The organism is Paenibacillus doosanensis (genome assembly GCF_025060755.1).
GTDB lineage: Bacteria > Bacillota > Bacilli > Paenibacillales > NBRC-103111 > Paenibacillus_S > Paenibacillus_S doosanensis.
The window spans coordinates 1-26,393 of sequence record NZ_JANYUY010000050.1; the positions used below are offsets into that span (position 1 = coordinate 1).

Genomic DNA, 26,393 nt, shown 5'->3' on the forward strand with positions numbered 1-26,393 from the left:
CTGGATAGCTACGTACGGACGGGATAAGCGCTGAAAGCATCTAAGCGTGAAGCCCCCCTCAAGATGAGATTTCCCAGTAAGTAAGACCCCTTGAAGACGACGAGGTAGATAGGTTCGGGGTGGAAGCACGGCAACGTGTGGAGCTGACGAATACTAATCGGTCGAGGGCTTAACCAAATTCCCAAGAAAGTGAAGAGAAGCTTCGAAGCTGATTCCAAATACTTTCTCGGGGCCCGGAAACAAACCGGGAAGAACAAATAACCATTGCTCAACAACGCGCACGAGTTTCGTATCTAGTTTTCAAGGCGCAAGCCTTGAACAAGCTACACCGTTTGGTGATGATGGCGGAGGGGAACCACGCGTTCCCATCTCGAACACGACCGTTAAGCCCTCCAGCGTCGATGGTACTTGAACCGAAGGGTTCTGGGAGAGTAGAACGTCGCCAAGCAAAAAGCAGTTGATCTTACGCAGATCAGCTGCTTTTTTTATTGTTTAGGAAATGATGCGCAGCCATATCCTGTGGAAATCCGTGGTCTCCCCCGAAAGTAAAGTCTACCCATAGAACGATCCCAGAGGAAGGGTTAGACGCCGATCCAACTTAGGCTGGATGCGGACGGAATAAGCTTCAGAGCTTCACGTCACTACCCTGGAAATTACTCTTGGTACCCCATTTCCATTGTCTGTGGTGCCGCGTAGCGGCATGGATGGCTTTTGGGGGATTTGTTTTGATAAGTCTTATATGTCCTGCATATGCTGTAATAACCGAAGCTGCGCGCTATTGCTAGCTTGGCTGAAGGCTGGACAAGGAGGGGCCAATGCCAATGCCATCCGGAAGCTGTTTCTTCGGATAGGAAGGAAGCAAGTAGAAATGCCTTCAGATCGCAGACGAAATAAAAGGCTGTAAGAGGCGAAGACTGTATATCGTTGGTTTAGGGCAAATGCTTATGAAGCATAGGTCTTTTTTGGTGTGCAGACGGACAGCCCCAAAAAACTTTTAGGAAATAAAGTTTCAAAATAGTATTTACATCAGGAAATATTATTTTATAATTGTAATATAATTATTCCATACCGCATTTTAAAACGAATAGATCCCAAAGGAGATACCCCTATGTTGAACGGCGGTCTTATCGGCATCAAAGAAGCATTGGAATCGCTAAAGCCCACGGAGCAGAAGGTGGCGCAATATATATTGGAAAATCCGGAGACGGTGGTCAACGCCTCGGTTCAGAAGCTTGCCGAGCTGGCAGGAGTAAGCGAAGCGACGATAGTGAGGTTGGCCCGTTCGCTTCATCTTAAAGGTTTTCAGGAGCTGAAGCTGCGTATTGCGGCCGATTTGGCGAAAGCGACCAATCCTGTAAGCAACTCGTATCAAGAGATTCAAATCGACGGATCGGTGCAGGATTTGATTTTATCGATCTCCCATAATAACACGCTCTCGATTCAAGATACTTTAACGGTATTGTCCCCGAAGGATGTGGAGAGGGCTATAGATTGCCTGAGCAAGGCGAAGCGAGTGTATTTCTTCGGCGTCGGCGCTTCGGCGGTCATTGCCCAGGACTTCAAGCAGAAGCTGTCGCGGATTAACCGCTGGTGCGAGGCGGCGCCGGATTTTGACTCGCAGGCTACGCTGGCGGCGAACATGACGGAAGAAGACGTCGCATTCGGCATTTCTTATTCGGGACAGACGGAAAATATGATTCAGTCGTTGAAAATAGCCAAGCAAACCGGAGCGACGATCATTTCCTTGACGAAGTTCGGCAGCAATCCGGTGGCAGAGATGGCCGACATCTGTCTGTTTACAAGCTCACTCGAGCAAAGCATTCGCAGCGGCGCCATGGCGTCGCGAATAGCGCAGCTGAATGTTATCGATATTCTGTATGTCGGGATCGCGAGCCGGACGTACGAAGAGAGCATTCAGGCGCTGGAAAAAACGCGTAAAGCGGTTAGCGGGTCGAAGCGCCATGGATAATATCGTACAAATGATTGAACGTTGGATCGCAGAGAAGCAAATTCCCGGCGCGGTGCTGGACATTTCCCAAGGAAGCGGATTCCGCTTCCAAAAGGCGTTCGGAGGGTACCGGCTGTCGGAGCAAAGCGAGTGGAAACCGCTTACGCTCGATTCGTTATTCGACGCCGCTTCCTTAACCAAGGTGACGGCGACCTTGCCGGCCGCAATGCTGCTTGTTCAGCAGGGGAAGCTGGAGCTTGAGAAGCCTCTGCGCAGCTACATTCCGGAATTCCGGCATCCGCAGGTGACGATAAGACATTTGCTGCAGCATTCATCGGGGCTGGCGGCGAGCTTGTACGATACGGCCAGGGACGTTCCCCGGGAAGTAATGAAAGAAATTTTCGAGCAGGAGCTGGAATACGAACCCGGAACAAGGGTGCTTTACAGCGATCTGGGATTTATTTTGCTCGGGGTGACGGTGGAGCGAATAACGGGGATCAAGCTCAATGAATTCGTTCGCCGGGAAATCCATCTTCCGCTCGGCATGAACGATACGATGTTTCTACCCGGAGCTTCGGAGCTGCATCGCATAGCGCCCACGGAACCGTTTAAAGACGGCTATGTCCATGGAGAGGTTCATGACGAGAAGACGTATCGAATGGGCGGAGTTACCGGCAGCGCGGGGTTGTTTACGACGGCGTCCGATCTGGCCGTTTACGGGCGAAGCTGGCTCCGCCAAGAAGACGGATTGCTCTCGAAGCGCTGGCGCGACGAATGTCTGAGCCTTCCGTTCCACGGGCGCGGGCTCGGCTGGGAAATATGGCACGGCCAGCCGTCCGTTCCGAGCTGCGGCAGCAGTTGGCTAATGGGCAGCTTCGGCCATACCGGATTCACGGGCACAAGCCTCTGGATCGATCCGCAGCATGAGCTGGTCGTCGTGCTTCTGACCAATGCCGTCCATTACGGCAGAGGAAATCCGCTCCGCAGGTTCAGGCCGATTATTCATGAGGCTATTTATTCCTCTATTATTGGAGGTTAAATATAGATTTACTTTTTGCTATGCATAGAAAGAACATTTTAAGGAGGAATGTTTACAATGAAACATGTTTCTCTGGTTCTTGCAGCAGCATTGGCGGTATCGCTGGCAGGATGCAGCTCGTCATCCGATCCGGCGCCCGCAACGGCACCGAAAGATTCCAAAGGGGATCAGCCTAACGCGGCTTCTTCGCAGCAAAAAGTAAAACTCACGATGGGCAGTTGGAGGACGGAGGATAAGGAAGCCTACGAGAAAATCATCAAGGAATTCCAGAAGAACAATCCGAACATCGAGATCGCGTTCAACCCGACGAAAAATACGGAGTACAATACGGTGTTGAACACGGCGCTGCAGACAGGAAGCGGTCCGGATATTATTCAGCTGCGCCCTTATGCGGCGGGCATTGCGCTGGCCGATGCGGGATACCTGGAGCCGCTCGATTCGCTCAAAGGCTTGAGCGTGATGTCCAAGGAAACGCTGGCCGCGGCAACGGGCAAAGACGGCAAAGTGTATGGCGTTCCTACGGTGTTCAGCTCGACGCAAATTTTTTACAACAAGAAGCTGTTTCAGAAATTCAACATCGAAGTGCCGAAAACATGGGACGATCTGATCAAAGCGGCCGAAACGCTGAAGCAGAACAAGGTGACTCCGTTCGCTTTCGGATCGAAGGAGGGCTGGATACTATCTCTGACGCATGGCGCGCTTGGGCCCGGATTTTACGGCGGAACGGATTTCGTGAAGAAGGTGACTTCCGGCCAAACGAACTTCAAGGACCCGGCGTTCCTCAGTTCCATTGACATGATGCAGGGTCTCACCAAGTATTTCCCTGACAATTATGTGGGATTGTCGATGGACGACATGCGCAATCTGTTCGTAACGGAGCAGGCGGGCATGATGGTCATGGGCGACTGGGAAATTGCGGTGATGAAGAAAATGAACCCTGCGCTGGAGATGGATGTGTTCCCGGTTCCGGCTCCTAACGGCGGCAAAGCGTCGGTAACGACTTGGGTCGACGGCTCGTTCTCCGTAAACAAAGCGTCCAAGAATAAAGCGGAAGCGATGAAATTCATCGAGTTTATGACGACCAAGGAGTTCGGCAATCTGGTAGCCAACGAGCTGATGAAGCCGAGCACGATTCCCGGTGTGCAGGCAAGCGATCCGATCGTCACGAAAATATCCGAATACGCCAACAGCATCGCTACGCCGTATATGTTCGTCGTTCATTTCAGCGCGGGCAACCCGACCTCCAAGACGGTTCTGGAAACGTCGATGCAGGGGATGTACCTGAATAAGCAGACGCCTCAGCAGGTGACGGAAGAAGTGCAGAAGAGCGTCGACACCTGGTTCAAGCCGGCGGCCAACTAGGTCAATATCGGGGAAAAGGCGGCGAGTCTTATGGCAGGGACGAATGTTCAACCGCAAGCAGCCCGGCATAAACAGAAACCGTTCCATTGGAGTAAAGGGTTTATTCATCTGTTTCCGATTCCGGCCCTCGCCGTCTATACGCTGTTCATCGTGTATCCGATTGTCGCCGCGTTCAGCTATAGTCTGTTTGAATGGCAGGGGCTGAAAAAAGGCGCGTTCATCGGAATCGGCAACTTCGTGACGCTATTTACCAAAGAGCCTTTCAACACCCGGTTTTGGGATGCTCTCGGCCATAATGCGTATTATTTTATTCTTGAGATGGTGGTGCAGAACGGAATCGCCTTTGCGCTGGCGTATATCATTTTCTCCAGGATCAAGGGCGCCGAGCTGTTCAAGATGGCTTACTTTTTGCCGAGGCTGCTGTCGGTTATCGTGGTCGGTTTTTTGTGGAAGCTGCTGCTGAACCCGAACTTCGGGGCCGTGAATGTGGTGCTGAAGCAGATCGGTCTGGAGTCATGGGCGCGGCCGTGGCTGGGGGAGCCGGCAACGGCGCTGACCGCGATTATATTGGCGAATTGCTGGTTCGGGATCGGGTTTGCGGTGCTTATCTTTTTGGCGGGATTGCAGTCGATTTCCCAGGAGGTGCTGGAGGCGGCACGGTTGGACGGCGTTAGGGGACTGCGGATGATTCGCACGATCGTGATGCCGATGATGATGCAATCTATCGTGATTATTACGGTGTTCACGTTCGTTCACGCCTTCGAAGCGTTCGAGCTGATCTACGCGATGCAGGGCTCGCAAGGAGAGCCTTACCATTCGACGGATACGCTGGCGGTGTTCTTTTACCGTACGGCCTTCGGCGGTTCAAGCGGCGACGGAGTGGCTATCGGTCTTGGTTCGTCGCTGGCGGTGACGCTGTTCTTTATTATCGCGGTGCTGTCGGCGGCGTTTATGGCCGTGATGAAGCAAAGAGACATGGAGTAGGGGGATTGCGCTCATGAGAGAATCTGCCGGAATCCGTATCGGCCAGTATGCCGTCGCCTCCTTGTTCGCCCTCGTCAGCTTGTACCCGATCTTCCTGATGCTGCTGTCCTCGCTGAAGACGAACATCGAGATTTTCAAAAGTCCGATGGCTTTGCCCGAATCGTGGAGCCTGGATGCTTACAGAAAGCTGCTGGATCAAGTGCCTTATTTCGACTACTTCTGGAACAGCGCGGCGGTGAGCGTCATTTCGGTCGCGTTGGTGCTGATTTTCGGGTCGCTGGCGTCGTTTTATATTGCCCGGTTTCACTTCAAGTGGAATGCGGCCCTGTTTTTCTTTTTCCTGATAGGGATGATGATTCCGATCAAGCTGGGGATTGTGCCGCTCTTTATGCTGATGAAGCAGATGCAGCTGCTTAATACGATCACCTCGCTTGTGCTCGTCTATACGGCGATCGGGATTCCGCTGTCGGTGCTTATTTTGACCGGATTTTTCCGGACGCTCCCAAAGGAGCTGGAAGAAGCGGGGCGCATCGACGGCTGCTCGAATATGAAAGTGCTGCTGAACATTATCGTGCCGCTGATGAGACCGGCGCTGGGCACGGTGATGATTATGAATTTCATTACGGTTTGGAACGATTTCTTTTTCCCGCTGATTTTCGTTCAGGAGGAGGAAAAAAAGACGATTCCGGTCGGCATGCTCACCTTGTTCAGCGAGTATTCCACCGATTGGAGCGTGCTGTTCGCGGGACTGACGTTGTCCTCACTGCCGATGATGATTTTGTTCGCCGTCGCTTCCAGGCAGTTCATGGAAGGGATGACGGCCGGGGCCGTAAAATAACCGGTCAAGTGTTCGGGAGCTAGTAATATAGACAAATAACGTTTTCGAGATATGAAAAAGCGCCGGGGAACCGGGAAAAGATTGCGTTTAGGCGAGGGGAGAGCGGGCGGCATGCCGTTAGAGAACACAAAGGATCAGACTAGGAGCAGGCGATTTATCGGCATCGACGGCGGCGGCACGAAAACCTCATGTGTCATCGGAGATGAAAGCGGAGCGGTACTGGCTGTGTGCCACGGAGAATCCAGCAATATGAAATCAAGGCCGTGGGAAGAGGTCAAGCGGGTTTTGGCGGAGCTTATCTCGCAGGCGATGGAGCTGTCGCAAAGCGAGATGAGCGACCTCGCAGGCGCATTTCTCGGCTTGGCCGGAGCCGACCGGCCGGAGGATAAGGAGCCGCTCTACGCGTATATGAAGGAGCTGCTGCCGGAAGGGACGCCCGTGACGATCCATAACGACGCGGTAACGGTGCTGGCGGCGGGCACTTGGGGCGAGGCGGGCATCGTGCTCATCTCGGGAACCGGATCGATTGCTTACGGCTTTTTGCCGGAGACGGATACTTGGGTGCGCGCCGGCGGCTGGGGTTATTTGCTCGGCGACGAAGGCAGCGGATATGACATGGGCAGACAGGCTCTGATCGCCGTGATGCGTCAGCATGACGGCCGGGGCGGGCGAACGCGGTTAACCGACGATGTGCTGAAGCGGTGGTCGCTCGCGGACCCGAACCGGATTATCACGTATGTGTACAGCCAGCCTAATGTCCGTACGGCGATAGCCGAATTGGCCAGGCTCACGCTGGCCGCCGCCTGGGAAGGCGACGAGGCGGCCGGACAAATCGTCGCCCGCGGCATCGACGAGCTGGCCGAGCTGGCAGTAACGGTCCGATCGCGGCTGGCTGCGCTGCAGCCGGATAGAGATCTATCGGAGCTGCCGTTGGTGCTTAGCGGAGGCTTATTCGCGGACGACGGGTTTATGAACGCCTTGACGGAGCATGAGCTTGTGCGGGCCAGCGGACTAAAGCCCAGAAGGCTAAGCGTGCCTCCGGTTGCCGGCTGTTATGTGCTGGCTCTAAAGCAAGCGGGGGTGGAGATGACGGAGGCGATTCGGCAGCGAATTTCCGCTTGGGAGACAGGGAGGGAAGTCTAGTTGGACAACATCTTTCAGCCTGTGACGGAACAACGAAATGCGAAATCGGCAGAGCTTGACCGCCTGGATGTTCTGGAGATTATCCGGCTTATGAACGAAGAAGACCATACGGTAGCTGCCGCCGTACAGCAGGCGCTGCCGCAAATCGCGGCGATGATCGAAGCGATCGTGCAGGTGATGAGCCGCGGCGGGAGGCTGTTCTATATCGGGGCGGGCACCAGCGGACGGCTCGGCGTGCTGGATGCTTCGGAATGCCCGCCGACGTTCGGCGTCGACCGGAAGCTCGTCACCGGCCTGATCGCCGGCGGAGAAGCGGCGCTGACGACGGCGATCGAGAACGCCGAGGACGACGAGGAGGCGGGGGCGCGGGAGATCGAGGCGCAGGTGACGGCGAATGACGCCGTCGTCGGCATTGCCGCCAGCGGCAGTACGCCGTACGTGATCGGCGCGATCCGCAAAGCGCGCGAGCTCGGGGCGCTGACGGCAAGCGTCGCGTGCAACGACGGAGCGAAGCTGAGCGAGGCGGCGCAGTATGCGGTGGAAGTGTCCGTTGGACCCGAGGTCGTGACGGGGTCCACGCGGCTGAAGGCGGGTACGGCGACGAAGATGGTGCTGAATATGATTACGACGACGGCGATGATCAAGCTCGGCAAAGTGTACGGAAATTTGATGGTCAACGTTCAGGCGACCAATCAGAAGCTGCGCGAGCGCGTCGTGCGGATCGTGAGCGAAGCGACCGGAGCGGAGACGGAGACGGCGTCCGCTTATGTGCAGGCGGCGGAAGGCGATGCCAGAGTAGCAATCTTGATGCTGCGCTTCGGCATTACCCGCGAGGAAGCTTCGGAAGCGCTGCGGCAGTGCCGCGAGCATTTCGGCGATGCGGTGGCGAAACTGGAGAAGCAAAGCCTGGCTTAAGCGCCGGGCTTTTTGGTTGTTTAGGAAATGATGCGCAGCAATTTCCTGTGGATATCCGGGGGCTCCCCATCTACATATTGGCTCGTGCCTTTGCTTTATTCGTTAAGAACAAGGCGGGAATTACCATAGTTACCGTCAACACGCTGGCGACAAGAAAGCCGGTTTGATAAGAGGAAGCCAGATGAGCGAGGTTGGGCACGGCTTGATTCATCTGACTGGCTGCAACCGTTGCCAGCACGGCAGAACCAAAGGCTCCGCCAATATTTTGAATAATGCGTGTGGCGACGCTCGCTTGCGGGATGACACCGGCAAAACAAAACCGACCTCCAGTTCTGGAAGTCGGTTTTTACATTTCATTGCGCGACGAGTTATCGGATCGCGAGTCCTTGCACCCAGACGCGCTCCAGCTCCAGCTGCGCGTTCAGCAGCAGCACGTCGGCCTGCTTGCCGGGCGCAAGCGAGCCGGTCGCCTGCTCGATGCCGAGCCTGCGGGCCGGAGTGGCACTGGCCATCCGGCTCGCGTGCTCGACGCTGATGCCGGCGTTCAGCACGGCATAGCGGAAGGCATCGATCATGGTGAGCGTGCTGCCCGCCAGGCTGTCGCCCTCCTTGAGCCGCGCTACGCCGTCTTTTACGACAACGTCGAGGTCGCCGAGCTTGTACTCGCCGTTCCCGAGGCCGGCGGCCGACATCGCATCGGTGATCAGCACCATGTTGTCGGGGCCTTTCAGCTGCGCGAGCAGGCCGATGCACGCGGGATGCACGTGATGGCCGTCGGCGATCACTTCCGCCATGATGGCGGGATTCGTCAGCACCGCGCCGACGGTGCCGGGCTCGCGATGATGCAGACGGGTCATCGCGTTGAACGTATGCACCGCGTGGCTCAGCCCGTGCCGCACCGCGAGCTGAACTTGATCGAACGTGGCGTCGGTATGGCCGAGCGCAGCCACGATGCCGTGTGCGCAAAGCGCCTCGATGTACTCCAGCGCGCCTTCGGTTTCCGGCGCCAGCGTCTGCATCCGGATGAGTCCCGGAAAGCGCCGCGTCCAATCGTCAAGCCATGCCGGCTGAGGCGGCACGATATGCTGCGGGTTTTGCGCGCCGGGCCATTTGGCGCTGATGTAAGGCCCTTCAAGATGGACGCCTAACAGCTGCGCGTAGGCCATGCCCGATTCGCGGTAAGCTTGAACGCGTTCCAGCACCCGGTCGAGATCGGCTTTGGGCGCGGTGACGGTCGTAGCCAGCATGCCGGTCGTTCCATGCTGTCCGTGGAAGCGGGCGATCGCGTCCAGCTCGGCCGCGTCGGCGTCCATGAAGTCGTAGCCGTAGCCGCCGTGGACGTGAATGTCGATAAAGCCGGGGATTACCCAGCCGCCTTGGCCGTCGATCAAGTCACAGCTTGGCGACAGCGTACGGGCATGCTCGACGCTTCCCGTATCTTGACCCATGGCCGAGATGCGTCCTTCGGTAAGCAGAATCCAGCCGTTTTGGATCGTCGACTCCGGCGTTACGATCTTCACATTATATAAGTAAGTATCTTGTACGTTGTTCATTGAAACAGCCTCCCAGCTTCGGAATCTAGTAATACGACCAAATGCGGATGAGTTTGCAATAGCGAAGCCGGGCAATCGGTCGTAATCGGTCCGGTCAGGGCGCGATGGACGATTTCCGCCTTATCGGCGCCTTTGACCACTAGCAGTATCATCTTCGCCTTGAGGATCGTACCTACGCCCATCGTCAGCGCATGGGTAGGCACTTGATCCATCGAATCGAAGAAGCGGGCGTTCGCGCGTCTCGTCTCTTCGCGCAGCTTCACGATATGAGTGCCGCTGTTCAGCGCATGATCCGGCTCATTGAAGCCGATATGGCCGTTGTGGCCGAGCCCCAGCAGCTGCAGGTCGATCTGCTTCGCTTCGGCGATCAGCTCGTCGTAGCGCAAGCATTCGGCTGCCGGATCGGCCGCGTTGCCGTCGGGAATATGCGCCCGGCCGCGCGGCAGGTCGATATGGTGAAACAAATGGGCGTTCATGTAACTGCGGTAGCTCTCTGGATGATCCTCGGGAAGCCCGACGTATTCGTCGAGGTTAAATGTAGTCGCTTCGCGGAAGCTGACGACGCCGCGGCGGTAGCTCTTGACGATCTCCTCATAGAGCCCGACGGGCGTTCCTCCGGTGGCGAGCCCGAGCACGGCGCGGGGATTGGTTTGCACCAGGCCGGTAATGATGCCCGCCCCGGATTCATGCAGTTTGTCATGGGAATCGAATGTCAATAGATTCATGGAAGATCTGCTCCTTATGGCTAACGGTATTTTTTGACCATTTGAAACGAATTTTCGAGCCGCGGAACGAGGTCGTCGAACTGTTCGCTGACCAGGCCGACGAACAAAATATCGATCACATGCAGCTGCGCGATCCGGGAGGCCATGTCGCCGCGGCGCATCCCTTCCTCCAGCGTCGAGGTGAACAAGGAGATGGAGGCCAGCGAAGTCAATGTGTTCGCGCCGAACTTCGTCAGCGAAATCGTGGTCGCCCCGTTCTCGGCGGCGCATTTCAACGCGGCGATCGTCTCCGCCGTTTCGCCCGAATAGGAGATGCCGATGGCGACGTCCCGATCGGTCAAATTCGACGCGGAGGTCACCTGCATATGCGGGTCGGAGAACGTGACGGCACGCTTGCCGATGCGCACGAGCTTCTGGTAAAAGTCCTGGGCTACGAGCCCGGAGGTGGCGACGCCGTACAGATCGATCTGGCGCGCCGACTTGAGCGCTTCGATCGCCTTGTGCAGCTGCTTCATATCGAGCATTCGCGTCGTGTCCGTAATGGAGCGAACGTGGTTCGCCTCCATCGCCGATACGATGCTCGGCAGCGGATTGCCTGCGACGATATCCTGATACGACTGCGCGGCGGGCTCCAGCGCCAGCTCGGCCGCCAGCTTCAGCTTGAATTCGGTGAAGCCGGAGAAGTGAAACTGCTTGCAGAACCGGGAGATCGTAGCCGTGCTGCCGCCTGACTGCTGGGAGAGCTCCGTAATCCCCATATGGACGATATTCTGCGCATGGGCGAGCACATAGGCGGCGATCTCTTTTTCCTTGCGGTTCATCGTATCCATTTGTTCCTGTATGGCGGTTAGTATACCGGGCATTTTGATTCCTCGTTTACCGTATTTAGAATTGCATAGATTAGAAAATAATTTTCAAAAACAATAAACTATGAAGAAAAACTTTTACATTTCTACTATAGCGAAATTATTGTCCGATAGCAATATGCTTCCCGCCGATTTTCAAGATAGCGGTTCCAAAAGTGAGAATATAATTCCATTCTTAATAAGACGCCCCTTTAAGGCAGGTGTAGAATGAAGCTGCAATGGAATAGCGAACTTGTAAACCGAGGTGAATGAATCATGAGCGGAAATCAAGTGTCTCTTTTATTAGTCGGAATCGGAGGCTATGGAAGTACGTATGTGAAACAACTGCTGAACGAGCCTGATCTGGCCGAAGCGGTCATTGCCGGAATCGTCGATATCCACCCGGAACGAAGCAACCATTATGAAATGCTGAAAAGTATGAACATTCCGTTTTACCCGTCGATGGAGAGCTTTTATGCGGAGAAGAAAGCCGATCTTGCCGTTATTTCGACGCCGATTCAGTTTCATTGCGAGCAGACCTGCCTCGCCCTTGCTAACGGAAGCCATGTACTGTGCGAGAAGCCGATTGCGGCAACGATACAAGAGGTGCGCCGGATGATGGAGGCGCGCGACCGGGCCGGCAAATTCGTGGCGATCGGCTACAACTTGTCGTATACCGCACAGATCCAGCAGCTGAAGCGGGATATCGCATCCGGACTGTTTGGCAAGCCGAAACGGCTGAAATCCATCGTGCTCTGGAGACGGACGGACGATTATTTCTCGAGCGGATGGAAAGGCCGGAGAAAAAGCGACAAGGGCGAATGGATTCTCGATAGCGTAGCGCATAACGCAACGTCCCATTATTTGCATAATATGTTCTATGTCCTTGGCGCTCGGACGGATGCCAGTCTAATGCCCGACAGCGTCGAGGCCGAGCTGTACCGGGTCAACCCTATAGAGAATTTCGATACGTGCGCCGTGAAGGCGATCGGAGAGGACGGGGTGGAGCTGTACTTTTACGCTACTCATGCGGTGCAGGACAATTTCGGCCCTTCGTTTTGCTTTGAATTTGACAAAGCGACGATCACGTATACGTCAGGTCAGCATGCGGACCGGATCGACGCCGTCTTTCACGATGGAACGGTCAAAGGCTATGAGCCGCAACAATCGACCAAGCTGCTCACCTGCATAGAAGCCGCAGCCGTGGGCGGCACGGACATCCCCTGCGGGCTGGAAGCCGCCTATGCCCAAGTGCTATGCATGAACGGGATGCTGGAGTCGATGCCGAAGGTGAAGGAATTTCCCGCCGGGCTGGTGCGCAGGGACGAGGAAGTGCGTTCGTTCTGGGTGGACGGCTTGAGGGAAGCGCTGCTGGACAGCTACCACCGCTGGGCGCTGCCCTCGGATTTGGGATTCGAATGGGCGGCGAAAGGAGATATCGTCCGGATGGCGGGCTATGAAGCTTACACCGGGTAAAGGATAGCTCGAGGCGTCAGTGGCTATGTTACGGTTCGGGAACGATGATATATTATAGAACGAAGCGCCGCGAAGCAAGCGGGAGCGATCGTTCGGAAATAACCGCTGGACCATGCTGAATAGGCAGGTTTGGCGGTTTTTTACATGGAATACGAGTGCCGGATGGAAGAGAGGATTATCGAGGTAGAAGACAGTCTGCTGTTTAGCCCCCGCTATGCGCGGGGTTATTTGGCTTGGGAATCGCACCGCGCGCAGCCGTTCTTTTCCAACGATGCGCCGATGCTGTACAATGGAGAAGAAGAAGCCGAGGCGGACGCCGGGCTGTGCCTTGATTGCGGATGCTGCGCATCTGCCGGCATTGGAGCCTGCAGGCCGTCCTTGTCTTCCGGGCGGAAGAAGCCCGGATGCTGGAGGAAGGAGGATCGACCTTGTACCGTAGAGATTATTTAGTAAGAATGATCGAACAGTTTACTGTGACATTGGGACAAGTGATGTTCCAGCGGCAGCAGCGGCGGTTTCAAGAGGCTATGGAGCTGCTGACGCAGGCGATGAAGCAGCTGCTCGGCCTGAACTCCAAGATGGTGCGGGCGCTGTCCGCCAAAGATGTCATCGCGCTGCTGACGACGAACGGCTATTTTGACGCAGGCAAGGGTTTGCTCTTAAGCGATATGCTGAAGGCCGAGGGCGAACTGCTGGCGGAAGCGGGGGATGAACCCGAAGGGCGGGGCATTTATTTGAAGGCGCTGGAGCTTTTGCTCGAAATGCGCTGGATGCAGGAGTCGCGCGAGCTGACGGAGGATATCGGGGAACGCGTCGAGGCGCTGCTCCCTCTAGTGAGCCAGGTCAGAAAAACCGGGCGGTTGTCGGAGCTGCTTATCGATTACTACGAAGCGGCGGGCCAGCTGTCCAAAGCGGAGGATTCGCTGTTTTTCATGCTGGAAGATGATCCGGGAAACGCCGCTATCGTGGAGCGGGGCCTTGAGATGTACGAGCGTTGGCAGAAGCTTGAGCCAAGCGAGCTGGAAGCGGGGAACTTAAGCGAAGAAGAAATCAGGGATAGTTACGCTTTACTCGTTAAAATGAAACGATAACAAGCTTTTACGGCGGCAATGTACGGGATTTGTTATTTGAAATGCGAACCTTTTTACTCTATTTTCACATAATGTTCGCCTTTTTTTATTGACATCGGCCTTCCACGGCTGGTAAACTAAACATGTTATCAGAACGTGAGTTAAAGCTGAAAAATGTCAAATTTTCTCGTATAATGTCGGGGATATGGCCCGGAAGTATCTACCCAAAGACCGTAAATTTTTGGACTACGAGTAAGCCCGCACGAAAGGTCGGCACAGGGGTGCTTGGCCTTAGCTTGCGCTGGAACCGTACTCGTCGTCCTGCCGATAGACCGCCTACCTGCGCTATCTGCCGGGCGTTTTATATTTTCAGGCGGCTGTAAGAAATTCATAAGACAGCAGGGTTCATGGACGGTAAGAAAAAAGCGCATATGACGGAGGTTTGAAATGTCTGTTCTTGTTGGAGTCATCATGGGAAGCAAGTCCGATTGGGAAACCATGAAGCATGCCTGCGACATGCTGGAAGAGCTCGGAGTGCCTTATGAGAAACAGGTCGTATCGGCTCACCGCACGCCGGATTTGATGTTCGAGTATGCGGCATCCGCCGCGGAGCGCGGATTGAAGGTTATTATAGCGGGAGCGGGGGGCGCCGCTCATCTGCCCGGCATGGTCGCCGCCAAGACGGAACTGCCGGTTATTGGCGTTCCCGTCAAAACGTCGACGCTGAACGGAATGGACTCGCTGCTGTCGATCGTGCAGATGCCCGGTGGCATTCCGGTGGCTACGGTGGCGATCGGCCACGCCGGGGCTACCAATGCGGGGCTCTTGGCCGCCCAAATCCTGGGCGCGTTCGATCCGCAGCTGCAGAGCAAGGTTCGCGACCGCCGCGAGCGGATTCGCCAATCGGTGATAGAAAGCAGCGTGCTGGAATGAGCGCGGCGGGCAACAACCGTGACGGCAGCCGCGTCATTCGTCCCGGCGGCACGATCGGCGTGCTCGGAGGCGGGCAGCTAGGACGGATGCTGGCGCTGTCCGGCCGTGCGATGGGCTATCGCTTCGTGACGCTGGACCCTACTCCCGACGCCCCTTGCGGGCAGGTCGCCGACCGTCAGATCGTCGCTTCTTATGATGATGCCAAGGCGGCACAGTCGCTTGCCGAGCAGTCGGACGTCATCACTTACGAATTCGAGAATGTGGATGCGGACGTGACGGAGCTGCTTATGCGGCAATCCTACGTGCCGCAGGGCAGCAAGCTCCTCTATACGACTCAGCATCGGCTGCGCGAGAAGCGGGCGATTGAAGCCGCCGGCGTGCAGGTTGCGCCGTACGCGGAGATCGCAAGTGCCGAGCAATTGCGGGAGGCGGTCGTTCAATTCGGTACGCCCTGCGTGCTGAAGACGGCGACGGGCGGTTACGACGGCAAGGGCCAATGGGTGATCCGCTCGCTGGACGAGGTAGAAGAGGCGTACGACACGCTGAGCCGCGCCAAGACGGAGCTCGTGCTGGAGCAATTTATCCGCTTCGAGAAGGAGCTGTCCGTCATTGCGGCAAGAAGCCCGCGCGGAGAAGTGAAGGCGTTCCCGGCAGCGGAGAATATTCATATTAACAATATATTGCATTTATCCATTGTGCCGGCAAGAACGAGCGAGAGCATCCAGCAGGAGGCCGAACGGCTGGCGATGCGCATCGCCGAAGCGTTGGACGTCATCGGTCTGATCGCCGTAGAAATGTTCCTGACCCGGGACGGACAGCTGTTCGTCAACGAGCTCGCGCCGCGTCCCCACAATTCGGGGCATTACACGATGGAAGCTTGCCAGACGTCGCAGTTCGAGCAGCATGTACGGGCGATATGCAATCTGCCGCTCGGTTCGACGAAGCTGCTGACGCCGGTCGTTATGGTCAATGTGCTCGGCCAGCATGTAGAACCGCTGCTGGACTGGATTGCAGATCCCGAGTCCGAGAGGCAGCCGGGCGTGACGGCGAAGGTGCATTTGTACGGCAAGCAGGAGGCCAAGCATAACCGCAAGATGGGGCATGTCAATGTGCTGGCCGACGCTCCGGAAGCCGCGCTGCAGTGGATAGAGGCTTCAAACATATGGAAAACTAATCAATAAGGATTGAAACGTTTATTATACAGAAGCGGAGGATTTTACAATGATCGATCGTTACACGAGACCGGAAATGGCGCGGATTTGGACGGAGGAAAACAAATTCAGGGCCTGGCTTGAAGTGGAGCTGCTCTCCTGTGAAGCATGGGCTGAGCTTGGCATCATTCCGAAAGAGGATGTGAAGGAGCTGCGCAAAAATGCGGACTTCGACATCGACCGGATTTATGAAATCGAACAGGAGACCCGCCATGACGTCATCGCCTTTACCCGCGCTGTATCGGAGAAGGTAGGACCGGAGCGCAAATGGGTTCATTACGGGCTCACTTCCACCGACGTCGTCGATACGGCGCTCGGTTATCTGCTGAAGCAGGCCAATGAAATTTTGGAACAGGACATCATTAATTTCATCGACATTTTGAAAAACAAAGCGATTCAATATAAAGATACGGCGATGATGGGCCGCACGCACGGCGTTCATGCCGAGCCGACGACCTTCGGTTTGAAAATGGCGCTGTGGTACGAAGAAATGAAACGGAATCTGGAGCGCTTCCGCTTCGCCGCTGACGGCGTGCAATACGGTAAAATTTCCGGCGCGGTAGGCACGTACGCGAACATCGATCCGTTCGTCGAAAAATATGTGTGCGACAAGCTCGGCACGAATCCGGCCCCGATCTCCACTCAGACGCTGCAGCGCGACCGTCATGCCGAATATATGGCGACGCTGGCGCTGATCGCGACATCGCTCGATAAATTTGCGACCGAAATCCGCGCCTTGCAAAAGAGCGAGTTCCGCGAAGTCGAGGAGCCGTTCGCCAAAGGGCAAAAAGGCTCGTCCGCGATGCCGCACAAGCGCAATCCGATCGGCTGCGAAAGCATCTCCGGCCTCTCCCGCGTTATCCGCGGCCATATGATCTCGGCTTACGAGAACGTGACGCTGTGGCATGAGCGCGATATTTCGCACTCCTCCGTCGAACGGATTATTTTGCCGGATGCGACGACACTGCTCAACTACATGCTGAACCGTTTCGGCAATATCGTGAAAAACTTGACCGTATTCCCAGAGAACATGAAGCGCAATATGCAGAGCACGTACGGCGTTCCGTTTTCCGGCCGCGTGATGACGAAGCTGATCGACAAAGGCTTCAGCCGCGAGCAGGCGTACGACACCGTGCAGCCAAGAGCGATGCAGGCTTGGGAAGAGCAGCGTTCGTTCCGCGAGATCGTGGAGAACACACCGGCCATTCGCGAGCAGCTTAGCCTCGAAGACATCGAGGATTGCTTCAATCCTAGCTGGCATTTGAAGCATGTGGATACGATTTTCAAACGTTTGGGATTAGTTTAGCATATAAAAATTTCATGTCGTGAAGCAGGAAGCATGAAAGAAAGATGAAGAACATTTCGAACATTACGAGGAGGATCGCCCGCTCATGGTCTCAACGAAGGCAATTTCCAGCGCCGAACAATATGTCAAAGCGCCGCTGCTGTACAAAGGCAAAGTGCGCGAGTTGTACGACTTGGGGGAACATTACCTGATCGCGGTCACCGACCGCATCTCCGCTTTCGACTGGGTGCTCTCTCCCGCGGTTCCCGATAAAGGCAACGTGCTCAACAGCTTGAGCAAATTCTGGTTCGAGCAGACGAAGCATATGATGCCGAACCATCTGGTTCACGGCGACGTCGAGCGCTTGGGCGACATCATTACCGACCGCGAAGTGATGAAGGACCGCTTCATGGTTACGAAGAAGGCGGAGCGGATCGACATCGAATGCGTCGTACGCGGCTACATTACCGGCGGGGGCTGGCGCCAATACGAGAAGACGGGGATGATCAACGGTCATAAGCTGCCGGAAGGCATGCGCAAAAACGAGCGGTTTCCTCAGCCGATCTTCACTCCTGCCGCAAAGAACGACGTAGGCCACGACGAGGACATATCGATCGAGCGCATGAAGGAGCTGGTCGGCGCCGAGCTGACCGAGCAGCTGGAAGCGAAGAGCATTATGCTGTATGAATTCGCCCGCAGCTTCTGCGAGGAGCGCGGCATTATTTTGGCCGATACGAAATTTGAATTTGGTCTTATCGACGGGGAAATCATTTTGATCGACGAAATTTTCACCCCCGATTCATCGCGCTTCTGGGCGAAGGAAAACTTCGCTTACGACATTGAGATCGACAGCATGGACAAAGAACCGGTCCGGACGTACCTCGCCGGCACCGATTGGGATAAGAACAGCGAGCCGGCGCCGTTGCCGGCCGAAGTGGTGGAGGAAACTTCCCGCCGCTACAGAGCGATTTACGACCGTTTGGTAAAGGCCTAAATGGATTTCAACGATACATGCAGCGTTTATTCAACCACCCTCAAGGAGGATTTAATCTCATGTTAAAAGCAACCGTCTATGTAACGATTAAGCAAAGCGTACTCGATCCGCAAGGGGTGGCCGTCCAAGGCGCTCTGCATTCGATGGGTTTCGATGAAGTCGGCAAAGTTCGCGTGGGCAAATATTTGGAGCTGGAGCTTGGGACAAGCGACCGCGCCGTAGCGGAAGAACGCGTCAAAGCGATGTGCGAAAAGCTGCTGGCCAATACCGTTATTGAAGATTACCGTTACGAGCTGGTCTAAGCATTCCGTTAAAAAAGAACCTATACAACCCGATAACGTTGAAATACAAGCCGGATTTGACGCCCGGAGGACCTGTCGTCCCCATTCAAACGGCATTAGACAGACATCGACCCAAAGGAGGAGCGCGTGATGAATTTCGCTGTACTGGTGTTTCCCGGCTCGAATTGCGACATCGACTGCTACAAAGCGGTAGAGGACACGATCGGCCAGCCCGTTAGCTACGTTTGGCATACCGAAACGGATTTATCCCAATATGACTGTATTATCGTTCCAGGAGGCTTTTCTTACGGAGATTACTTGCGCTGCGGGGCTATCGCCCGGTTCGCTCCGGTCATGAACGCGCTTGTGCAGGCGGCGGAGCAGGGGAAATATATTATCGGCATTTGCAACGGGTTTCAAATTTTGCTGGAGTCGGGATTGCTGCCAGGCGCGATGCTGCGCAACGAATCGCTTAAATTCCGCTGTCACGCGGCCATGCTGCAGGTTGAAAACGCAGATACGCCGTTCACATCCGAGTACAAGCAGGGCGAGCTGATCAACATTCCGATTGCGCACGGCGAAGGCAACTACTATTGCGACGAGGCGACGCTGGCGGAGCTGAAGGCGAACAACCAGATCGTGTTCCGTTACGAAAAAGGCACCAATCCGAACGGTTCGGTAGACGATATTGCAGGCATTTGCAGCAAAAACGGCAACGTACTGGGCATGATGCCGCATCCGGAGCGCGCAGTGCACGAGCTGCTCGGTTCGGCCGACGGCAAACGGATGTTTACATCGATCTTGAGCACTTGGAGGGAAAAACATGGCGCAGCAACTATCGGCTAAGGAGCCAACTGCAGAGCAAATCGCAGAGCAAAAAATTTACAAGCAGATGGGCGTAACCGATGCCGAATACGAGCAAATTTGCGGTTTCCTCGGCCGTCAGCCGAACTATGTGGAAATCGGCGTATTCAGCGTCATGTGGTCCGAGCACTGCTCTTATAAAAATTCCAAACCGGTGCTTCGCAAATTCCCGGTAACCGGTCCGCGCGTATTGATGGGACCCGGCGAAGGCGCGGGGATCGTCGATATCGGAGACAAGCAAGCGGTCGTGTTCAAAATCGAAAGTCATAACCACCCGTCGGCAATCGAGCCTTATCAGGGCGCGGCTACGGGCGTAGGCGGCATTATCCGCGACATCTTCTCGATGGGAGCGCGTCCTGTGGCGCTGCTGAACAGCCTGCGTTTCGGCCGTCTTGAGAACGAGCGCGTTAAATATTTGTTCGAGCATGTCGTGTCAGGGATCGCCGGTTACGGAAACTGCATCGGCATTCCGACGGTCGGCGGCGAAGTGATGTTCGACGAGAGCTACGAGGGCAACCCGCTCGTTAACGCGATGTGCGTAGGGATTATCGATCATGACATGATTCAGAAGGGCGTCGCCAAAGGCGTAGGCAACCCGGTGTTCTATGTCGGTCCGGCTACGGGACGCGACGGCATTCACGGAGCGACCTTCGCTTCCGAGGAGCTTACGGCCGAATCCGAAGCGAAGCGCCCAGCAGTGCAAGTGGGCGATCCGTTCATGGAGAAGCTGGTGCTCGAAGCATGTCTTGATCTGATCAACTCCGGCATCGTGCTCGGCATTCAGGATATGGGCGCGGCGGGTCTCACCTGCTCCAGCTCGGAGATGGCGAGCAAGGCGGGCAACGGCATGGAGCTGTACCTCGACGAGGTGCCGCAGCGCGAAGAAGGCATGACGCCTTATGAAATGATGCTGTCCGAATCCCAGGAGCGGATGCTGTTTGTCGTCGAGCCTAAGCATGAAGCTCAAGCAAAGGCGATTTTCGAGCGTTGGGGGCTGCACTGCGCCAAAGTCGGCAAAGTAACGGACGACGGCCGCCTGAAGCTGTTCCACAAGGGCGAGCTGGTCGGCGATATGCCGGTAACCGCGCTGGTCGACGAGTGCCCGGTATACAACAAGCCTTCCGCAGTGCCTGCTTACTACGTGGAGAACGGTTCGATCGATACGACTCGTTATCCGGAAGTAACCGATTTGAACGACGCATTGGAGAAGGTGCTTGCTTCGCCAAGCGTAGCAAGCAAAGAGTGGGTGTATAACCAATACGATTATATGGTTCGCACGAGCACGGCGGTACGTCCGGGGTCGGATGCGGCGGTCGTTACGATTCACGGCACGCGCAAAGCGCTGTCGATGTCGACGGACTGCAACGGACGTTACGTGTATCTCGATCCGGAAGTGGGCGGGATGATTGCGGTTGCCGAAGGCGCTCGCAATAACGTATGCTCCGGGGCCGAGCCTCTGGCGATTACGGATAACCTGAACTTCGGCAGCCCGGAGAAGCCGGATATTTTCTGGCAGCTGGAAAAAGCGGCCGACGGCATGGCGGAGGCTTGCCGCAAGCTGGAGACGCCGGTGATCGGCGGCAACGTCAGCTTGTATAACGAAAATGCGAAAGGCGCGATCTATCCGACGCCGGTCGTCGGTATGGTCGGCCTCGTTCACGATACGGATCACATTACGACGCAAGGCTTCAAACAAGAAGGCGACGTCATCATTTTGCTCGGCGAAACCAAAGCGGAGCTGGGCGGCAGCGAATTCCAATACGTGATGCATGGCGTAACGGAAGGCCGTCCTCCGCAGCTCGATCTCGATGTGGAGAAAAAGCTTCTGAGTGCCGTGCTCGGAGCGATCCAAAACGGTCTCGTCGCTTCCGCTCACGACTTGTCCGACGGCGGCTTGGCCGTGGCATTGGCGGAAAGCTGCATCAGCGGCCGTCTCGGAGCCAGTGTCAACTTCGCTACCGAGCTTCGCAACGATATCGCGCTGTTCAGCGAAAGCCAATCCCGCATTTTGCTGAGCGCTTCCCCGGACAAATCGGAAGCATTGAAGCAATGGATCGCCGAGCGCGGCGTATCTTATCAAGAGCTCGGTCAAGTTCAAGGACAAGAATTGCAAATCCAAGTTAACGATACACCGGTCATTCAAGCATCTGTCGCACAACTAGAAAAGGTTTGGAAGGATGCGATTCCATGTCTGATGAAGTAACGCAGCAGCTATGGACAGGTCGTTTCTATAATGACGGAATCAACAGCCATGACGGGCTGTTTGATAAGCTTCGCGAGGAATGCGGCGTCTTCGGGGTGTTCGGTCACTCCGAAGCCGCGAACCTGTCGTATTACGGGCTGCACGCGCTGCAGCATCGCGGACAGGAGAGCGCCGGCATCTGCGTAGCCAACGGCACGGATTTTAACTATCACCGCGGCATGGGTCTGGTGAAGGAAGTATTCAATAACGATAATCTCGGCACACTGACCGGCTCCAATTCGATCGGTCATGTCCGTTATTCCACGGCCGGAGAGAGCAAGCTGGCCAACGCGCAGCCGCTGATCTTCAAATACCGCGGCGGAGATTTGGCGATTGCGACCAACGGGAATTTGCATAATGCGGGCGATATAAAAAAAGAACTCGAAGCCCAGGGCTCGATCTTCCAAACGACAAGCGACACGGAAGTGGTCGCTCACCTGATCGCGCGCTCCAAGCACGACGATATTGCGCTGGCGGTGAAGGAAGCGCTGCTCCGGGTAGAGGGTGCTTATGCGTTTTTGTTTCTGACCCGCGATAAAATGATTGCCGCGCGCGACCCGCACGGCTTGCGTCCTTTCGTTATGGGACGCCTCGGCAACGGTTATTTGTTCGCCTCGGAGACCTGTGCTTTCGATGCGGTCGGCGGTACGTATTACCGCGATGTCGAGCCCGGCGAGCTGCTCGTGCTGGATAACAAAAACGGTCTTGTCGAAGACCGTTTCTCGCCGATTAGACAGCGCGCGATCTGCGCGATGGAATATATTTACTTCGCGCGTCCGGACAGCGACATCGACGCGATCAATATCCATTCCGCGCGCAAGCGGATGGGCCGCCAGCTCGCGCTGGAATCGTTCGTCGACGCCGATGTCGTAACCGGCGTGCCGGATTCGAGCATTTCGGCGGCGATCGGCTATGCCGAGCAAACCGGTATTCCTTATGAGCTCGGGCTCATCAAGAACCGGTACACCGGCAGGACGTTCATCCAGCCGAGCCAGGAGCTGCGCGAGCAGGGCGTGAAGATGAAGCTGAGCGCGGTGCGCAGTATTGTAGCGGGCAAGCGCGTCGTCATGATCGACGATTCGATCGTCCGCGGCACGACTTCCTTGCGGATCGTCAATCTGCTGCGCGAAGCGGGCGCTACGGAAGTGCATGTGCGCATCAGCTCGCCGCCGTTCAAAAATCCTTGCTTCTACGGCATCGATACGCCGGACCGCAAGGAGCTGATCGCCGCGCAGAAGTCGATTGAGGAAATCCGCCGGGCGATCAACGCCGACTCGCTGCATTTCCTAAGCAAAGAAGGGCTGCTCGCTTCCATCGGCCGCCCGAACGTCGAGCTGAACCGCGGCCACTGCACCGCCTGTTTCGACAACAGCTATCCGACTCGGGTTACCGAGGAGTCTTCTATCGGGTGCGGCTGCGATTAAGCCGGGCATGTGGAAGCCCGGTGAAAAAGCGCACGAAGCGTCGAGAGCAATCTGAAGAAGCGTTTCACGGGCAGATCTGATAGCAATGGCTTTACATGATCGAACTTAAGGCGGAGGAGGCAGACCGACTCCGCCATTCTATAGTAAATAAGCGAGCCGAATTGGAGGCGCGCGGGTACCTGAGCAGGACGAAGCCTTCATGGTGGGAGTCCTTGCTGCCGCTATGAGCTGCTTTCGAAGAGTCATGGTGAATGATCACCCTCGCAGCGGCAGCATTCATTGTACTTTCGGTTAAGCGATGAAAGCAGCCTGCGGAAATGATGCTCTGGCCGCCTTAGTCTTCGCTTACCCTACAGCCCATCCAATTCGGCCCAACAAGGAGTGATAACCAGTGTCGGATGCATATAAAAAAGCCGGTGTCGATATCGCGGCGGGCAACGAAGCGGTAGAACGGATGAAAAAACACGTTAAAACGACATTCCGTCCGGAAGTAATGACCGATTTGGGCGGATTCGGAGCCCTCTTCGGCTTGAATAAAGATAAATACGAAGAACCGGTGCTTGTTTCCGGCACGGACGGCGTAGGCACGAAGCTGAAAATCGCCTTCGCCATGGATAAGCATGATACGATCGGCATCGATGCGGTCGCTATGTGCGTCAACGATATTGTCGTACAGGGCGCCGAGCCGCTTTTTTTCCTCGATTACTTGGCTTGCGACCGGGTCGTTCCGGAGAAGATCGAATCGATCATTAAAGGCATCAGCGACGGCTGCGTACAATCCGGCTGCGCCTTGATCGGCGGGGAGACGGCGGAAATGCCGGGCATGTATTCCGACGGCGAATACGATATTGCCGGCTTTACCGTAGGGATCGTCGACAAGAAGAAGATCATCGACGGCTCGACCATCCGTCCGGGCGACGTCGTGCTCGGACTGGCCTCCAGCGGCGTACACAGCAACGGTTTCTCGCTCGTACGCAAGCTGCTGCTCGAAGATAAAGGCTACAGCCTGCACGACCATATCGATCAGTTGGGCGGCAAGCTCGGCGATGTCGTGCTTGAGCCGACCAAAATTTATGTGAAATCGGTGCTGGCGGCTTTGGAGAAAGTGCAGCTGAAAGGGCTGGCGCACATCACCGGCGGCGGTTTCCTCGAGAATATTCCGCGCATGCTTCCTGCGGACGTCAATGTCGAGATCGATTACGGCTCGTGGCCGATTCTGCCGATCTTCCAGCTCATGCAGCAGGAAGGCGGTATCAGCAATAACGATATGTTCCGTACGTTCAATATGGGGATCGGCATGGTGATCGTCGTCTCCGAGGAGCAGGCGGCGGAAGCGGCATCCATCTTTGAACAGCACGGCGAACAAGTTTATACGCTCGGCAGAGTAACGGCAGGAGAGCGCATCGTCACGTTTACCGGGGCGGTCGTATGATTGAGCCTCTTCGCATAGCCGTATTCGCCTCCGGGAGCGGGTCGAATTTTCAGGCCATCGCGGATGCGGTTCATGCAGGCAAGCTCGATGCTCGCATCGAGCTGTTGGTTTGCGACCGGCCGCAGGCCCAGGTCGTCCGGCGCGCGGAAGCGGCCGGGGTGCCGGTACATACGTTCCGGCCGAAGGATTACCCGTCCCGCGAAGCGTATGAGCAGGAAATTCTCGGCTTATTAAAAAGCAAGCAAGTCGGCCTCGTCGTGCTGGCCGGTTATATGCGCATCTTGACGCATGTGCTGGTTAACGCTTATTGGGGACGCATGATGAATATACATCCGTCGCTGCTGCCGTCTTTTCCGGGATTGCACGCGGTACGGCAGGCGCTGGACCACGGCGTGAAGATCACCGGCATTACGGTGCATTTGGTGGACGGCGGGCTCGACAGCGGGCCGATTTTGGCCCAGCGAGCTTTGGAGATTCGGCCGGACGATACGGAAGAGACGCTGAGCGCGCGGATTCATCCGATGGAGCATGAGCTGCTGCCATGGGTCATTCAGCAGATTGCGGACGGAAGCATGGATTTGGAACGATATATGAACCTCAAACCGAAGGATGGGATAAAATCATGAGCCAAACAACGAGCGGGACGAATGTGATCGAACTGCGTTACGGAATGAACCCTCATCAGAAACAAGCGAAGCTCTACAGCGACGGAGAGCTGCCGATCAAAGTGCTGAACGGCGATCCGGGCTTCATTAATCTGCTGGATGCGCTGAACGGCTTCCAGCTTGCCCGCGAGCTGCGCAAGGCGACAGGACTTCCTGCGGCCGCATCGTTCAAACATGTGAGCCCGGCGGGGGCCGCGGTGGCGGCTCCGCTGAATGACACGCTCCGCAAAGCTTATTTCGTCGAAGGTTTGGAGCTTTCTCCGCTGGCGACCGCGTACGCCCGCGCCCGCGGCGCGGACCGGATGTCTTCCTTCGGAGACGCCGCAGCGCTCAGCGACATCGTCGACGCTTCTACGGCGCTGCTGCTCAAACGCGAGGTGTCCGACCTTGTCGTTGCTCCCGGCTATACCGACGAAGCGCTGGAAATTCTGAAAGCTAAGAAGAACGGCGGCTATCTCATTCTGCAAATCGATCCCGACTACGTGCCGAATCCGGTTGAGACCCGCACACTGTTCGGCCTAACGATGCAGCAGGAGCGCAACAACGGCGTCATCGACGCTTCCGCGCTGGAGAGAATCGTGACGGAAAACAAAGATCTTCCCGAGAATGCCAAAAGGGATCTTCTGATCGCTTTGGTGACGCTCAAATATACCCAATCCAATTCGATCTGCTATACGCTGGACGGACAAACGATCGGCATCGGAGCCGGGCAGCAATCGCGGATTCACTGTACCCGCCTGGCAGGCGACAAAGCGGACCGCTGGTTCCTTCGTCAGCATCCGCGCGCGCTCGGCATGAAGTTCCGTCAAGGGCTCTCCCGCGCGGAGCAGAACAACGCGATCGACCTGTGGCTCGAAGAAGAGCTGACTCCGGTCGAGCAAGCGGCTTGGGAGGCTTGCTTCGCCGAAGTGCCGGCCCGCTTAACGCGCGACGAGAAGCGCGAATGGCTGAGCAAGCTGCAGGGCGTCTCCTACGGCTCCGACGCGTTCCTGCCGTTCCGCGACAACCTCGACCGCGCCAGCCGCAGCGGCGTGAAATATGTAGTGCAAGCCGGCAGCTCCATGCGCGACGAAGAAGTGGTTCAAGCCGCTAACGATTACGGCATGGTCATGTGCTATTCCGGCGTCAGACTGTTCCATCACTAAAACTGCATATTTCAGGGGG

The 26,393-nt window shown here is 56.1% G+C and carries 25 protein-coding genes, 2 rRNA genes and 1 riboswitch; of the genes, 23 read left to right on the plus strand and 4 right to left on the minus strand.

The window, feature by feature from the left end; all coding sequences use genetic code 11:
• The 9 genes from N0M98_RS26730 to murQ all read left to right on the plus strand — a co-directional run.
• A 23S ribosomal RNA gene (locus N0M98_RS26730) occupies positions 1–177 on the plus strand; the annotation flags it as partial.
• A 154-nt stretch (positions 178–331) separates the two neighbouring features.
• Positions 332–448 (plus strand): 5S ribosomal RNA (gene rrf, locus N0M98_RS26735).
• A 660-nt stretch (positions 449–1,108) separates the two neighbouring features.
• A complete protein-coding gene (locus N0M98_RS26740; protein WP_249860891.1) occupies positions 1,109–1,969 on the plus strand; it encodes a MurR/RpiR family transcriptional regulator in 861 nt (286 codons plus the stop codon).
• Entirely contained in the window at positions 1,962–2,987 is a 1,026-nt protein-coding gene (locus tag N0M98_RS26745; RefSeq protein WP_259619662.1) for a serine hydrolase domain-containing protein, read from the plus strand. The genes N0M98_RS26740 and N0M98_RS26745 overlap by 8 nt, the downstream gene beginning before the upstream one ends.
• Before the next feature lie 57 nt (positions 2,988–3,044).
• Positions 3,045–4,349, plus strand: coding sequence for an ABC transporter substrate-binding protein (locus N0M98_RS26750; protein WP_249860893.1), 1,305 nt, complete (start codon positions 3,045–3,047; stop codon positions 4,347–4,349).
• 30 nt (positions 4,350–4,379) lie between these two features.
• Positions 4,380–5,333, plus strand: a complete 954-nt coding sequence (locus N0M98_RS26755; RefSeq protein ID WP_249860894.1) for a carbohydrate ABC transporter permease — start codon at positions 4,380–4,382, stop codon at positions 5,331–5,333.
• 13 nt (positions 5,334–5,346) lie between these two features.
• Positions 5,347–6,171, plus strand: a complete 825-nt coding sequence (locus N0M98_RS26760; RefSeq protein ID WP_249860895.1) for a carbohydrate ABC transporter permease — start codon at positions 5,347–5,349, stop codon at positions 6,169–6,171.
• Between the two features lie 111 nt (positions 6,172–6,282).
• Complete coding sequence (locus tag N0M98_RS26765; RefSeq protein WP_259619663.1) at positions 6,283–7,314, plus strand: N-acetylglucosamine kinase; 1,032 nt, start codon at positions 6,283–6,285, stop codon at positions 7,312–7,314.
• Positions 7,315–8,229 carry an N-acetylmuramic acid 6-phosphate etherase gene (gene murQ / locus N0M98_RS26770; RefSeq protein ID WP_259619664.1) on the plus strand — a complete coding sequence of 305 codons (915 nt, stop codon included), beginning with the start codon at positions 7,315–7,317 and terminating at the stop codon, positions 8,227–8,229. It abuts the gene before it with no gap.
• 70 nt (positions 8,230–8,299) lie between these two features.
• Here the strand turns inward: murQ and N0M98_RS26775 are convergent, their stop codons facing one another.
• The 4 genes from N0M98_RS26775 to N0M98_RS26790 form a co-directional block, all read right to left on the minus strand.
• The gene (locus tag N0M98_RS26775; RefSeq protein ID WP_259619665.1) at positions 8,300–8,467 is read right to left on the minus strand and encodes a hypothetical protein; all 168 of its coding nucleotides are present in this window, start codon (positions 8,465–8,467) and stop codon (positions 8,300–8,302) included.
• Positions 8,468–8,597: 130 nt separating this feature from the next.
• Entirely contained in the window at positions 8,598–9,782 is a 1,185-nt protein-coding gene (gene nagA / locus N0M98_RS26780) for an N-acetylglucosamine-6-phosphate deacetylase (protein ID WP_259619666.1), read from the minus strand.
• Entirely contained in the window at positions 9,779–10,507 is a 729-nt protein-coding gene (nagB, locus tag N0M98_RS26785; RefSeq protein WP_249860900.1) for a glucosamine-6-phosphate deaminase, read from the minus strand. Before nagB ends, nagA begins: the two co-directional genes overlap by 4 nt.
• A gap of 20 nt (positions 10,508–10,527) precedes the next feature.
• Complete coding sequence (locus N0M98_RS26790; RefSeq protein WP_249860901.1) at positions 10,528–11,370, minus strand: MurR/RpiR family transcriptional regulator; 843 nt, start codon at positions 11,368–11,370, stop codon at positions 10,528–10,530.
• Between the two features lie 258 nt (positions 11,371–11,628).
• On the opposite strand from N0M98_RS26790, the gene N0M98_RS26795 reads away from it, so the two are divergent.
• From N0M98_RS26795 to N0M98_RS26860, 14 genes are all read left to right on the plus strand, one after another.
• Positions 11,629–12,828 (plus strand): Gfo/Idh/MocA family protein, encoded by a 1,200-nt coding sequence (locus N0M98_RS26795; RefSeq protein WP_249860902.1) that lies wholly within the window; start codon positions 11,629–11,631, stop codon positions 12,826–12,828.
• 144 nt (positions 12,829–12,972) lie between these two features.
• Positions 12,973–13,278, plus strand: a complete 306-nt coding sequence (locus N0M98_RS26800; protein ID WP_249860903.1) for a hypothetical protein — start codon at positions 12,973–12,975, stop codon at positions 13,276–13,278.
• The gene (locus tag N0M98_RS26805; RefSeq protein ID WP_249860904.1) at positions 13,257–13,919 is read left to right on the plus strand and encodes a DUF6483 family protein; all 663 of its coding nucleotides are present in this window, start codon (positions 13,257–13,259) and stop codon (positions 13,917–13,919) included. Before N0M98_RS26800 ends, N0M98_RS26805 begins: the two co-directional genes overlap by 22 nt.
• A 146-nt stretch (positions 13,920–14,065) precedes the next feature.
• Positions 14,066–14,167: riboswitch (purine riboswitch) on the plus strand.
• 178 nt (positions 14,168–14,345) lie between these two features.
• Positions 14,346–14,831, plus strand: coding sequence for a 5-(carboxyamino)imidazole ribonucleotide mutase (gene purE / locus N0M98_RS26810; RefSeq protein WP_249860905.1), 486 nt, complete (start codon positions 14,346–14,348; stop codon positions 14,829–14,831).
• A complete protein-coding gene (gene purK / locus N0M98_RS26815; RefSeq protein WP_249860906.1) occupies positions 14,828–16,012 on the plus strand; it encodes a 5-(carboxyamino)imidazole ribonucleotide synthase in 1,185 nt (394 codons plus the stop codon). The genes purE and purK overlap by 4 nt, the downstream gene beginning before the upstream one ends.
• A gap of 40 nt (positions 16,013–16,052) precedes the next feature.
• Positions 16,053–17,348, plus strand: coding sequence for an adenylosuccinate lyase (gene purB / locus N0M98_RS26820; protein WP_249860907.1), 1,296 nt, complete (start codon positions 16,053–16,055; stop codon positions 17,346–17,348).
• Positions 17,349–17,433: 85 nt separating this feature from the next.
• A complete protein-coding gene (locus N0M98_RS26825) occupies positions 17,434–18,321 on the plus strand; it encodes a phosphoribosylaminoimidazolesuccinocarboxamide synthase (RefSeq protein ID WP_249860908.1) in 888 nt (295 codons plus the stop codon).
• Between the two features lie 59 nt (positions 18,322–18,380).
• On the plus strand, positions 18,381–18,623 hold the full coding sequence (purS, locus tag N0M98_RS26830; protein ID WP_079914022.1) for a phosphoribosylformylglycinamidine synthase subunit PurS: 243 nt from the start codon (positions 18,381–18,383) through the stop codon (positions 18,621–18,623).
• Positions 18,624–18,752: 129 nt separating this feature from the next.
• The gene (gene purQ, locus N0M98_RS26835) at positions 18,753–19,448 is read left to right on the plus strand and encodes a phosphoribosylformylglycinamidine synthase subunit PurQ (protein WP_259619667.1); all 696 of its coding nucleotides are present in this window, start codon (positions 18,753–18,755) and stop codon (positions 19,446–19,448) included.
• Positions 19,426–21,669, plus strand: a complete 2,244-nt coding sequence (gene purL, locus N0M98_RS26840; protein WP_259619668.1) for a phosphoribosylformylglycinamidine synthase subunit PurL — start codon at positions 19,426–19,428, stop codon at positions 21,667–21,669. The genes purQ and purL overlap by 23 nt, the downstream gene beginning before the upstream one ends.
• Positions 21,654–23,132, plus strand: coding sequence for an amidophosphoribosyltransferase (gene purF, locus N0M98_RS26845; RefSeq protein ID WP_249860911.1), 1,479 nt, complete (start codon positions 21,654–21,656; stop codon positions 23,130–23,132). The genes purL and purF overlap by 16 nt, the downstream gene beginning before the upstream one ends.
• A 391-nt stretch (positions 23,133–23,523) precedes the next feature.
• Complete coding sequence (gene purM / locus N0M98_RS26850; protein WP_259619669.1) at positions 23,524–24,564, plus strand: phosphoribosylformylglycinamidine cyclo-ligase; 1,041 nt, start codon at positions 23,524–23,526, stop codon at positions 24,562–24,564.
• Positions 24,561–25,190 carry a phosphoribosylglycinamide formyltransferase gene (gene purN / locus N0M98_RS26855; protein ID WP_249860913.1) on the plus strand — a complete coding sequence of 210 codons (630 nt, stop codon included), beginning with the start codon at positions 24,561–24,563 and terminating at the stop codon, positions 25,188–25,190. The genes purM and purN overlap by 4 nt, the downstream gene beginning before the upstream one ends.
• A complete protein-coding gene (locus N0M98_RS26860) occupies positions 25,187–26,374 on the plus strand; it encodes a phosphoribosylaminoimidazolecarboxamide formyltransferase (protein WP_259619670.1) in 1,188 nt (395 codons plus the stop codon). Before purN ends, N0M98_RS26860 begins: the two co-directional genes overlap by 4 nt.
• The last annotated feature ends 19 nt before the right edge of the window (positions 26,375–26,393 follow it).

What these genes read in the sequence shown, in the direction of transcription:
- N0M98_RS26740 (WP_249860891.1), top strand. Translation starts at nt 1,109, where the DNA reads ATGTTGAACGGCGGTCTTATCGGCATCAAAGAAGCATTGGAATCGCTA.
- N0M98_RS26745 (WP_259619662.1), top strand. Translation starts at nt 1,962, where the DNA reads ATGGATAATATCGTACAAATGATTGAACGTTGGATCGCAGAGAAGCAA.
- N0M98_RS26750 (WP_249860893.1), top strand. Translation starts at nt 3,045, where the DNA reads ATGAAACATGTTTCTCTGGTTCTTGCAGCAGCATTGGCGGTATCGCTG.
- N0M98_RS26755 (WP_249860894.1), top strand. Translation starts at nt 4,380, where the DNA reads ATGGCAGGGACGAATGTTCAACCGCAAGCAGCCCGGCATAAACAGAAA.
- N0M98_RS26760 (WP_249860895.1), top strand. Translation starts at nt 5,347, where the DNA reads ATGAGAGAATCTGCCGGAATCCGTATCGGCCAGTATGCCGTCGCCTCC.
- N0M98_RS26765 (WP_259619663.1), top strand. Translation starts at nt 6,283, where the DNA reads ATGCCGTTAGAGAACACAAAGGATCAGACTAGGAGCAGGCGATTTATC.
- nagA (WP_259619666.1), bottom strand. Translation starts at nt 9,782, where the DNA reads ATGAACAACGTACAAGATACTTACTTATATAATGTGAAGATCGTAACG.
- nagB (WP_249860900.1), bottom strand. Translation starts at nt 10,507, where the DNA reads ATGAATCTATTGACATTCGATTCCCATGACAAACTGCATGAATCCGGG.
- N0M98_RS26790 (WP_249860901.1), bottom strand. Translation starts at nt 11,370, where the DNA reads ATGCCCGGTATACTAACCGCCATACAGGAACAAATGGATACGATGAAC.
- N0M98_RS26795 (WP_249860902.1), top strand. Translation starts at nt 11,629, where the DNA reads ATGAGCGGAAATCAAGTGTCTCTTTTATTAGTCGGAATCGGAGGCTAT.
- N0M98_RS26800 (WP_249860903.1), top strand. Translation starts at nt 12,973, where the DNA reads ATGGAATACGAGTGCCGGATGGAAGAGAGGATTATCGAGGTAGAAGAC.
- purE (WP_249860905.1), top strand. Translation starts at nt 14,346, where the DNA reads ATGTCTGTTCTTGTTGGAGTCATCATGGGAAGCAAGTCCGATTGGGAA.
- purK (WP_249860906.1), top strand. Translation starts at nt 14,828, where the DNA reads ATGAGCGCGGCGGGCAACAACCGTGACGGCAGCCGCGTCATTCGTCCC.
- purB (WP_249860907.1), top strand. Translation starts at nt 16,053, where the DNA reads ATGATCGATCGTTACACGAGACCGGAAATGGCGCGGATTTGGACGGAG.
- N0M98_RS26825 (WP_249860908.1), top strand. Translation starts at nt 17,434, where the DNA reads ATGGTCTCAACGAAGGCAATTTCCAGCGCCGAACAATATGTCAAAGCG.
- purS (WP_079914022.1), top strand. Translation starts at nt 18,381, where the DNA reads ATGTTAAAAGCAACCGTCTATGTAACGATTAAGCAAAGCGTACTCGAT.
- purQ (WP_259619667.1), top strand. Translation starts at nt 18,753, where the DNA reads ATGAATTTCGCTGTACTGGTGTTTCCCGGCTCGAATTGCGACATCGAC.
- purL (WP_259619668.1), top strand. Translation starts at nt 19,426, where the DNA reads ATGGCGCAGCAACTATCGGCTAAGGAGCCAACTGCAGAGCAAATCGCA.
- purF (WP_249860911.1), top strand. Translation starts at nt 21,654, where the DNA reads ATGTCTGATGAAGTAACGCAGCAGCTATGGACAGGTCGTTTCTATAAT.
- purN (WP_249860913.1), top strand. Translation starts at nt 24,561, where the DNA reads ATGATTGAGCCTCTTCGCATAGCCGTATTCGCCTCCGGGAGCGGGTCG.
- N0M98_RS26860 (WP_259619670.1), top strand. Translation starts at nt 25,187, where the DNA reads ATGAGCCAAACAACGAGCGGGACGAATGTGATCGAACTGCGTTACGGA.